The organism is Phenylobacterium sp., assembly GCF_031360265.1.
Classification (GTDB): Bacteria; Pseudomonadota; Alphaproteobacteria; order Caulobacterales; family Caulobacteraceae; genus Phenylobacterium.
Window position 1 is genome coordinate 1 of the sequence record NZ_JANMBF010000171.1, and the last position, 10,431, is coordinate 10,431.

Consider the following 10,431-nt stretch of genomic DNA (forward strand, 5'->3'; position numbering starts at 1 on the left):
TCCGCCGCCGTCTGCGCCTCAAACGCGCGCTGCTGGACCTCGCACAGCAGCGCCACGGTCTTCTCGGCGACGACGCCGAGCAACTGCTCGCGGCGTTCGGCTGTGGGGGTCGGGTCCGACATGGAACGAAACAAGAACATACTGCGCGGCAGATGTCAAGCTCTATCGCGGAATTTCCTTCCGACGCTCACGTTGTGCCAGTGAGGGAACCGGGGCGCCGCCGGCTGGCGCGGAGTTGTCGGGGCCGGTCAGTTCGCCGTCGCGGCCATGATGTCGCAGAATGTGGTCATGTCGATGTTGCCGCCGGAGACAACGCAGACAATCGGTCCGCCAAGGTCTATCGGGCCAGCTTCGCCGGTGAGCGCGGCGGCCAGCGGCAGGCAGCCCGCGCCCTCGGCGACGATCCGGGCCGTCTCCGCCATCAGCCGCATGGCGCGCCGCGTCTGGTCGAGGGTGACAACGATGGAGCCGTCCACCAGGGGCGTCATGCGCTGGTACATGCGCGGGAAGACGCTCTGGCCGCCGGCGCCGTCGACGAATGAGGCCCGCCATTCGGGAAATGTCCGCGCCGAGCCGGCCGCCAGCGAGTGCGACAGGGGCGAGGCGGTCTCCGGCTCCGCGGCCCACAGCTTGATGCCGGGCTTGATCGCCTTCACGGCGCTGCCCACGCCGGTGATCAGGCCGCCGCCGCCGACGCCGCAGATCACGGCCACGGCGTCCGGCGCGTCCTCCAGGATCTCCAGGCCCATGGTCGCATGGCCGGCGATGAAATTGTCGTCATCGAAGGGATGGATGAAGGTCCCCTCGACGCCGGGATAGGCGCGGTCGCCCAGCGCTTTCCAGGCTCCTTCGTAGGAGACCAGCACCAGGCTGGCGCCCAGCGCGCGCATACGGTCGAGCTTGGAGGCAGGCGCCGTCTCGATGGCGACGACCGTGCACGCGACGCCGGCCTTGCGCGCGGCGTAGGCCACGCCCTGGCCCGCGTTGCCGGCGCTGATCGTCCAGACGCCCTTGTCGCGGTCGGCGTCGCTGAGCATGGCGACCGCATTGACCGCGCCGCGCAGCTTGTAGGCATTGGTCGGCTGCAGGTTTTCGAGCTTTAGGCGGATATCCGGGAAACCCGCGCCGAGCTCCAGGCGGACCAGCGGCGTGCGCACGCAGGTTCCGGCGATCCGGCCGCGCGCGGCCTCGATCTCGGCCAGCGTGATGGGGCGGACGGGCGGGACGACAGCAGGCATGCGGCTGTCTCTCACACTACAGGCCGCGCGCCCACCCGCGCACCTCGTCCACATAGAGGTCCGGCTCCTCCATCGCCGCGAAGTGGCCGCCGCGCGGCATCTCGGTCCAGCGGACGATGTTGTAGGCGCGCTCGGCGAACGTGCGCGGCGGGGCCTGGTAGAGCGGCTCTCCGGGGAAGTTGGCGAAGGCGGTGGGGGTCTCCAGGCGCTCCCCCGGTTCGAAGGCCAGGCCGCCTTCTTCCACCAGCCCGCGATAGTACCAGGCGCCGGTCGCGAAGCTGTCGGTCATCACATAGAGCATGATGTTGGTCAGCAGGCGGTCCTTGCCATAGGCCTCATCGAGGGTGTGTTTCTTCGACAGGTCCGACCAGTCGTGGAACCGCTCGGTGATCCAGGCCGCCTGGCCTACGGGGTTGCCCGCCGCCATCCAGGCGATGGACTGCGGCTTGGACACCTGCAGGCGGAAATAGGCGCCCATCACGTCCATGGCCCCGGCCTGGCGCGTGGCCCAGGCGACCTCCGCCTCGCCCTGCGGTCCGCCATGCGGGCGGAAACCCAGCATGTTGAGGTGAATGGCGCGGGCGTGCTCCCCGTGGTCGCGCGCCAGCCAGGAGGTGACCATCGCCCCCCAGTCGCCGCCCTGGGCGAGGTAGGTCCGATAGCCCAGCACCTCAGTCATCAGGGTGTTGAACAGCCGCGCCGTGGTCCGCTGGCCGATGGGCCGCGCGGGCTTGGACGAGAAACCGAAGCCGGGCAGGGAAGGGATCACCAGGTCGAAGGCGTCGGCCGCGTCGCCGCCGAACCGGCTGGGGAAGGCCAGCTTCTCGATCGCCCCCCAGAACTCATAGTGCGACCCCGGCCAGCCGTGGGTGACGATCAGCGGCCGCTTGCCCCCGGCCTCGCCCACCACATGCAGGAAGTGCAGATCGTAGTCCTCCACCCGGGCGGTGAACTGCGGGAAGCGGTTGAGGTCGGCCATCGCCGCGCGCCAGTCGTAGCCGTCCGTCCAGTGCGCGCAGAGCGCCTTCAGATAGTCCGCGTCGCAACCATAGGCCCAGCCGTCGGGAACCTTGGGGATCGGCGGCCAGGAATAGGCGCGGACCTGATCCAGCACGGCCCCGACCTGGGGTTCGCGCCAATCCACAGTGAACGGTTTGATCTCGGCCATAGGATCCTCCAATCGGCGGACTCCATGGCCTGTCGCCGCCGTGGTCAAGAGTGGCCCTGCGCCGGGATCGATCCTGGGCTACCGGCGTTGTCGGATCATTGCAGGAGAGTTGCGTTGGTACATTACGTGTCCGATCTGAAAATTTCAGCCCCGACGGCCCGGAGGGACGGGCCCAGGACCTTCACCGATCAGGCCTTCACCGGTCGGGTGGTGCTGGACGACGCCAGCTTTTGCGGCTGCACATTCCAGCGCGCCGTGCTGGTCTATTCGGGCGGCGCGCCACCGCGCCTCCAGGACTGCACCTTCCAGGGCGTGACGTTTGAGTTCGCCGGCGCCGCCGCCCGCACACTGGCTTTCCTCAAGGCGATGAGCGCCCCGTCGAGCGGATTCCGCGAGCTCTTCAAGGCCTCCTTCCCAAAACTCTTCGGCCACTGAGCGGCCGATCCGGCCGCCGTCGGACCGGTAGCCTCACGAATACCGCGCCTCCGCCGGCCCCGCCGCGCCGCGCACCGTCTCCAGCGCCCAGGCAAGGTCGGCCAGATAGGCGTCGGCGACCCGCGCGTGGATCGGCGAGAGCATCAGGTGCAGGCTCTTGGGTTCGGTGGTGACGCCGGTGAACCAGCCGCGCTCGCGAAGCCTGGCCCAGAGCGCCACGCAGTCCACGTCGGCCCGGGTGAAGGCCAGGATGCCGAGCTGCGGGGCGCCCAGCACCTCAAAGCCCAGCGCCTCGACGCCGGCGGCGATGGCTTCCCGCGCGCCGGTGACCAGCGCCTGTTTCGCGCGATAGCCGGCGACTCCGAGGAAGTTCATCACCGCCCAGGCCGCCGAGATCGCCCCGCCAGGCCGGGTGCCGGCCAGCGTCGGGGTCACCATCCGCCCGCCCGGCCAGTCCTTGAAATCGAAGACCATGAACCTGCGCAGGTCCTCGGAGCGGAACAGCACGGTGGACGCCCCCTTGGCGCAGTAGCCGTACTTGTGCAGGTCGGCCGACATCGAGCGCACCCCGGCAAGCTCGAAGTCGAAGGGGGCGATGGCGCAGCCGTTCATCCGCACGAAGGGGGCGATATAGCCGCCGACGCAGGCGTCTACGTGCAGCCAAAGGTCCCGCGCCAGCGCCAGCTCGGAGAGCGCGGCGATCGGGTCCATCAGGCCATAGGGGAAGTTGGGCGCCGACCCGACGATCATTACCGTCGATGCATCCGCCGCCGCCGCCATCGCCGCCGGGTCCGCCAGGTAGTCGACCAGGGGCGTGCGGCGCACCTCGATCTCCATCAGGGCCGCCGCCTTGTCGAAGGCCGGATGGGCCGAACGGGGGATGACGATGTTGAGCGGGCCGGCGACCCCCCTGGCCTGGCGGGCGAAGTCTCGCGCGGCCTTCACCGCCATGGTGATCGAATCGGTCCCGCCGGAGGTGATGTTCCCGGCCGCCTCGTCCGGCGCGTGCAGCAGCCCGAGCGCGAAGCCGACCACCTCGTCTTCCATCCGCTTGAGGCTGGGGAAGGCGGCGGGGCCCAGGCCGTTCTCCGACTGGAAGAGGGCGTAGGCCTCCTTTTGCACCTGCTCGACCTCAGGCCCGGCGTTGAACACATAGACGGCGGTCTTGCCCTCCCGCCAGGCCACGTCGCCGGTGGCGTAGCCGAGCATCCGCGCTTTCAAGTCTGGCCAGGGCGCGCCGGCTTGCGGCAGCGGGGATCTCATGGCGCGGACTCCTGTGGCGATACCGATCACGCCTTGGCGCGCAGGCCGCGGGCGAGCGTGGAGTCGAGGCTGAGCTGCAGCTTGCGCGCGCCGCCCGGCGGCAGCACGCCCGCCAGCTCCAGCACCACGGCGCCGTGGGTCGCGGCCCAGAACATCATCCCGATCTGTTCGCGGTCGCCGCCCAGCACCCCCTCTGCCAGCGCGTCGTCCACATAGCCGGTCATGGTGGCGTGGGCGCGGCGGCCCGCGGCCTCCAGCTCGGGGTATTTCTCCACGTGCGGCTGGTTCAGGTCGAACATCAGCTTGTAGGAATGGGGGTTGCCAAGCGCGAAGGCCACATAGGCCTCGCCCACCGCCGCGCCCTTGGCCCGCGCCCCCGTGGCCGCGTCGCGAGCGGTTTCCAGGGCCTGGGCGAACCGGTTGAAGCCATTGGTCCTGACCGCCGCCAGGATGTCGTCCTTGTCCTTGAAATAGCGATAGGGCGTCATCGGCGAGACACCGAGTTCGGCGGCCAGCTGGCGCATGGTCACCGCGTCCGGCCCGTGCTCGGCGAACAGGTGCTCGGCAGCCTCGCAGAGGCGGTCTCGAAAGTCGGCGACGTCGGTGTCTGAGAGAACGCGGGGCATGACCACCTGAGAGTTGCACGAAAACCCTTGCAAATCGCCAGGGTCTGGGAAATAAATTTACGACGTAAGTTTCTACAGGAGCCGGCCATGGACGGAAACGCGCGCATCAACCCCTATCTGGCGGGCAACTTCGCCCCGATCCGCAGCGAGGACGACTTCGACCTGACGGTGGAGGGCGAGATTCCGCTGGGCCTGCGCGGCGCCCTGTTCCGCATCGGACCGAACCCGCAGTTCGAGCCCCGCGACGCCAACCACCACTGGTTCGGCGGCGACGGGATGGTCCACGGCTTCTATGTCCAGGACGGCAAGGTCAGCTACCGCAACCGCTATGTCCGCACCCCGAAGTGGGAACTTGAGCACCAGCACGGCCGGGCGCTGTTCGGCAGCATGGGCAACCCGATGACCACCGACCCACTGGCCATGGGCAACGAGGGTGGCGTCGCCAACACCAACATCCTGTGGCACGCCGGCAAGCTGCTGGCGCTGGAGGAGGCTCACCAGCCGTTCGAGATGGACGTCCGGACGTTGGAGTCCAAGGGCTATGTCCGACCCTACAAGGGTCAGGTCACCGCCCACCCGAAGATCGATCCGAAGACCGGCGAGATGATCTGGTTCGGCTATGGCGTCGGCGACATGCCGCTGTCGGCGGGCATGAGCTATGGCGTGACCGGCGCCGACGGCGTGGTGATCCGCCGCGATGACTTCCAGGCGCCGTTCTCGGCCATGGTTCACGACTTCATGGTCACCGAGCACCATGTGCTGTTCCCGGTCCTGCCGCTGACCGGCAGCCTGCAGCGGGCGATGAGCGGCCTGCCGCCGTTTGCCTGGGAACCGGAGAAGGGCGCCTATGTCGGCGTCATGCGCCGCGACGCCGACGTCTCGACGATCCGCTGGTTCAACGCCCCCGCCTGCTACGTCTTCCACCCGCTGAACAGCTGGGAAGAGGACGGGAAGATCTTTTCCGACGTGATGCGCTATGACGTGGCGCCCTTGTTCCCCAAGGCCGATGGCTCGCCCGGCGATAAGGCCGCCGCGCGGCTGGTGCGCTGGACCTTCGATCTGAACGGAGCCTCCGACGCCATCAAGGAAGAACCGCTCGACGACCTGGACGGCGAGTTCCCGCGCGTCGATCCCCGCGTCGAGACCCGCAAGCACCGCCACGGCTGGTACGCGGCCGACCCGGCGAACGGCAAGACCATCCGGCAGGGGGCAATCGCCCACCTCGACCTGAAGACCGGCAAGCGACAGCTCTATGAACTGACCGGCGGCGACGCGACGTCGGAGCCGGTGTTCACCCCGCGCTCGGCCACTGCAGAGGAGGGCGACGGCTGGGTGACGGCGGTGGTCTATCGCGCCGGCGAGGATCGCAGCGACCTTTTGGTGTTCGAGGCCCAGGACATCGCCAAGGGGCCGGTCGCCACCGCCCACATGCCGCGGCGCGTGCCCTTCGGATTTCACGGCAACTGGGTGAGCTTCTGACCGTGCTGGCCTGGGACCTGCTCGTCGACCGGGCCGACCTTCGCCGCGCCGAGATCGTCGCCACCGATCCGGCCCCCGGTCTGGCCGATGGCGAGGCTCTGCTGGCGGTGGAAAGCTTTGCGCTGACCGCCAACAACATCACCTACGGCGCCGCCGGCGACCAGATCGGCTATTGGAAGTTCTTTCCGGCGCCGCAGGGCAAGGGTCGGATTCCGGTCTGGGGATTTGCCCGGGTGGTGTCCTCCAGGGCGGCCGACGCGCCGGTCGGGCTCAGGCTGTTCGGCTACTGGCCGATGTCGAGCCACACGGTGGCGCGGCTCCAGGCGCGGGGCGCGGGCTATGTCGAGACCTCCACGCACCGGGCGGCGCTGCCGCCGACCTACAACGCCTATCAGGCGGCCCAGCCTGACAGCTTCGACGACTGGCGGTCCCTGCTGCGGCCCCTGCTGATGACCGGCTTCCTGCTGGACGATCAGCTTGCCGAAACGCCGCTGGCGGCGCTGGTGCTGTCGAGCGCGTCCAGCAAGACCGCCATGGGCCTGGCCTGGCTCGCCCGGCGTCGCGGGGTGAAGGTGATCGGCCTGACCTCGCCGGCGCACGCCGACCTGCTGCGGCGGCTGGACCTCTACGACGAGGTGGTGGCCTATGATGCGCTGGCCACGCTCGCAACCGACGGCCCCGCCGCCTATGTCGATTTCGCCGGACGCAGCGCCGTGACCCAGGCCGCGCACGCGGGCCTGGGGGCGTCGCTGACCATAAGCCTGGGGGTGGGGATCACCCATTGGGACGCCATGGGCGGGGCGCCGCCCACCACGGGGCCGGCGCCGGTATTCTTCTTCGCGCCGGACCGGATCCGTCAGCGGATCAAGGACTGGGGCCCGGCCGACCTGGAAGCAAGGTTCGATACCGCGCTCCGCGCCTTCGTCGCGGCCAGCCCCTGGCTGCACCTGCGAGTCCACCAGGGTCCAGAGGCGCTGCTGGCGCTCTACGGCCAGGTGGTGTCCGGTCAGGTCAGCCCCGACGACGGCCACATCGTGCGGCCCGCCTGAGCTCTTGGGCCGCACAACGCAGCCACTGTCGCCCGAAGCGCTCCGGGCCTAAGCTGCGCCACCAAAAAGGGGGCGCCGATGCGGGGATCTTGGGCGGCGACGCTGATGGCGGCCTTGAGCCTGGCGACCGCGGCCGGGGCGGCGCCGGACGTCAACAATCGCCAGGACTTCGACTTCGCCGAGCGCGGCTATCTGGGCAGCCGCGCCGACCCCAGGATCACCACGGCGGACGGCCGGCTCGTCTGGGACCTCAGCGCCTATGATTTTCTCAAAGGTCCGGCGCCGGCCACGGCCAATCCCAGCCTCTGGCGCCAGGCGCAGCTGCTCTCCAAGGCCGGCCTGTTCAAGGTCACCGAAGGGGTCTGGCAGGTGCGCGGCTTCGACATCTCCAACGCCACCTTCATCCGGGGACGGACGGGCTGGATCGTCATCGACCCCCTGACTTCCGCCGAGGTGGCGAAGGCCGCCTATGGGCTGGTGGACGAGAAACTGGGCCATCGCCCGATCGTGGCGATGATCTACACCCACAGCCACGCCGACCACTTCGGCGGCGCGCGCGGCATGATCGCCCAGGCCGACGTCGACGCCGGCCGGGTGCGGGTGATCGCCCCCGCCGGCTTTCTGGAACATGCGGTGAGCGAGAACATCATCGCCGGCCCGGCCATGGGACGCCGCGCCACCTACCAGTTCGGAACCTTCCTGCCCAAAGGCCCGCAAGGGCAGATCAGCTCGGGCATCGGCCAGGCGCTCAGCGCCGGGACGCAGACCCTCATCCCGCCCAATGTCTCGATCACCCACACCGGCGAGGAGCTGGTGATCGACGGGGTGCGCCTGCAGTTCCAGCTGACCCCCGGGACCGAGGCGCCGGCGGAAATGAACATCTACCTGCCCGACCTGAAGGCGTTGTGCATGGCGGAGAACGCCAACGCCTCGATGCACAATGTGCTGACCCCGCGCGGCGCCCTGGTCCGCGACGCCAAGGGCTGGGCCGACTATCTGAGCGAGTCCCTGCGCCTCTACGGCGACAAGACCGACGTGATGTTCACCAGCCACGCCTGGCCGCGCTTTGGCCGCGAGACCATCGTCGACTTCCTCGGCAAGCACCGCGACGCCTACAAATACCTGCACGACCAGACGGTGCGGCTGATGAATTCCGGCCTCACGGGCCCGGAGATCGCCAACCGCCTGAAACTGCCACCGGCGCTGGACGCGGAATGGTACAACCGCGGCTACTACGGCGCGCTCAGCTTCAACGCGCGCGCGGTCTATCAGCGCTACATGGGCTGGTATGACGCCAATCCGGTGAACCTGGCGCCGCTGGATCCGGCCGATCAGAGCGCCCGCTACGTGGCCCTGATGGGCGGGGCCGACGCGGTGCTGGCCGCCGCCCGCAAGGCGTTCGCCGCCGGTGACGACCGCTGGGCCGGCGATCTGGCCAATCGGCTGGTCTTCGCCGACCGCGACAACAAGGCGGCGCGCGAGCTGCTGGCCCAGGTCTATGACCGCCAGGGGCAGGCGGCCGAGAGCGCGATCTGGCGCAACATGTACCTCTCCGCGGCCCTGGAACTGCGCTCGGGCGTGCAATCGGCGCGTGGCATAGGCCAGTCGGTGGACCTGATCCAGAACACCACCACGCCCATGCTGCTGGACCTGTTGTCGGTGCGGCTCAATCCGGACAAGGCCGGCGCCGCCGTAGCGGTCATCGACCTGATCTTCCCCGAGCGCCGGGAGCGGTTCCGGGTGAGCGTGCGCAACGATGTCCTGACCTACGAGGCCCGCGCCTATGACCCCGGGATCAAGGCCACAGGCGCCGACGTGGCGATGGCCATGCCCCGCGCCAGCTTCCTGATGACCGCCCTGGCCGGCGGCGACCTTGCGCCGCTGCTGACCAACGGTACGGTGAAGGCCGATGGCGACCCCGCCGCCTTCACCCGCTTCGTCAGCTGGTTCGACGCCCCGGCCGCGAACTTCCCGATCGTGTCGCGCTAAGACCGGACCGCGCGCGACCTGACCTCAGACCAAGGCCCCGTGGCAGTGCTTGAACTTCTTGCCGGAGCCGCAGGGGCAGGGCGCGTTGCGGCCGGTGTTTTCCCAGTCTTCCGGCAGGGCGGAGACCGGCAGGGCCTGGCGCTGCTCGACGTTCAGGCCGTCGGGCAGGGCGCCCATCCGGGCTGCGTTCTCGCCGGTCAGGGGGTCGAGGTGGATTTCCTGGAACTGGCCCCCCTCTCCAAACTGGAGCGGCTGCGCGGGGTCCTCGAACTGGAACTCCACCGTCATCAGCCAGCGGGTGACGTTCTGGCGCAGGGTGACCATCAGGGCTTCGAACAGGCTGAAGGCCTCGGTCTTGTACTCGTTCAGCGGATCGCGCTGGCCGTAGCCGCGCAGGCCGATGACGTTGCGCAGGTGGTCCAGGTGCATCAGGTGCTCGCGCCACTGCAGGTCGATCATCTGCAGGATGAAGCTGCGTTCCACGGTGCGCATGTGCTCGCCGACCTGGGCGTCGCGCTCGGCGGCGCGCGCGTCGGCGGCCTTGACGACCCGCTCCTCGATCTCCTCGTTGGCGATGCCGTCCTCGCCGGTCCAGTCCTTGAGCGGCAGCTCCAGGCCCAGATAGCCGCGGACGTGCTCGTCCAGGCCGTCGATGTCCCACTGCTCGGCATAGGCCTTGGGCGGCAGGTGGCGGGCGACGAAGTCCTCGATGGTGTCCAGGCGCATCTCGCGCACCACTTCGGACAGGTCCGTGGAGGCCATGAACTCGGCGCGCTGTTCGAACACCGCCTTGCGCTGGTCGTTGACCACGTCGTCGTATTTCAGGAGATTCTTGCGGATCTCATAGTTGCGCTGCTCGACCCGCTTCTGGGCCGTGGCGATGGCGCTGTTCAGCCACTTGTGGGTGATCGCCTCGCCTTCCTGGACGCCGAAGGTGCGCATGATCCCGTCCAGGCGCTCGCCGGCGAAGATGCGCAGCAGATCGTCTTCGCAGGACAGGAAGAACTTCGAGTGGCCGGGGTCGCCCTGGCGGCCGGTGCGGCCGCGCAACTGGTTGTCGATCCTCCGGCTCTCGTGGCGCTCGGTGCCGAGCACGAACATCCCGCCGGCCTGGAGCGCGGTCTCCTTCAGCCGCGCCACCTGCGACTTGATTTCGGCCACCGCGGCGTCGCGCTGCGCGCCCT

9 protein-coding genes are annotated in these 10,431 nt (G+C 69.1%); 4 read left to right on the top strand and 5 right to left on the bottom strand.

Features of this window, described 5'->3' with window-relative positions; all coding sequences use genetic code 11:
- Positions 1-248 precede the first annotated feature (248 nt).
- Entirely contained in the window at positions 249-1,238 is a 990-nt protein-coding gene (locus RMN86_RS15760) for a pyridoxal-phosphate dependent enzyme (protein WP_309606806.1), read from the bottom strand.
- Between the two features lie 16 nt (positions 1,239-1,254).
- Positions 1,255-2,406, bottom strand: coding sequence for an epoxide hydrolase (locus RMN86_RS15765; RefSeq protein WP_309606807.1), 1,152 nt, complete (start codon positions 2,404-2,406; stop codon positions 1,255-1,257).
- 126 nt (positions 2,407-2,532) lie between these two features.
- Here RMN86_RS15765 and RMN86_RS15770 point away from each other — a divergent pair, with 126 nt between their 5' ends.
- Positions 2,533-2,841: a hypothetical protein gene (locus RMN86_RS15770; protein ID WP_309606808.1), complete on the top strand. Its 309-nt coding sequence runs from the start codon at positions 2,533-2,535 to the stop codon at positions 2,839-2,841.
- A 33-nt stretch (positions 2,842-2,874) separates the two neighbouring features.
- Here the strand turns inward: RMN86_RS15770 and RMN86_RS15775 are convergent, their stop codons facing one another.
- On the bottom strand, positions 2,875-4,104 hold the full coding sequence (locus RMN86_RS15775) for a pyridoxal-dependent decarboxylase (RefSeq protein ID WP_309606809.1): 1,230 nt from the start codon (positions 4,102-4,104) through the stop codon (positions 2,875-2,877).
- Positions 4,105-4,130: 26 nt separating this feature from the next.
- Positions 4,131-4,730 (bottom strand): TetR/AcrR family transcriptional regulator, encoded by a 600-nt coding sequence (locus RMN86_RS15780; RefSeq protein WP_309606810.1) that lies wholly within the window; start codon positions 4,728-4,730, stop codon positions 4,131-4,133.
- Positions 4,731-4,817: 87 nt separating this feature from the next.
- Between RMN86_RS15780 and RMN86_RS15785 the strand changes: the two genes are divergently transcribed.
- The 3 genes from RMN86_RS15785 (at position 4,818) to RMN86_RS15795 (ending at position 9,247) form a co-directional block, all read left to right on the top strand.
- Entirely contained in the window at positions 4,818-6,209 is a 1,392-nt protein-coding gene (locus RMN86_RS15785; protein ID WP_309606811.1) for a carotenoid oxygenase family protein, read from the top strand.
- A gap of 2 nt (positions 6,210-6,211) precedes the next feature.
- Positions 6,212-7,258 carry a DUF2855 family protein gene (locus tag RMN86_RS15790; RefSeq protein WP_309606812.1) on the top strand — a complete coding sequence of 349 codons (1,047 nt, stop codon included), beginning with the start codon at positions 6,212-6,214 and terminating at the stop codon, positions 7,256-7,258.
- Between the two features lie 78 nt (positions 7,259-7,336).
- Entirely contained in the window at positions 7,337-9,247 is a 1,911-nt protein-coding gene (locus tag RMN86_RS15795; RefSeq protein WP_309606813.1) for an alkyl sulfatase dimerization domain-containing protein, read from the top strand.
- Positions 9,248-9,271: 24 nt separating this feature from the next.
- Here the strand turns inward: RMN86_RS15795 and RMN86_RS15800 are convergent.
- A partial coding sequence (locus RMN86_RS15800; protein ID WP_309606814.1) for an SEC-C metal-binding domain-containing protein occupies positions 9,272-10,431 on the bottom strand: 1,160 nt, incomplete at its 5' end.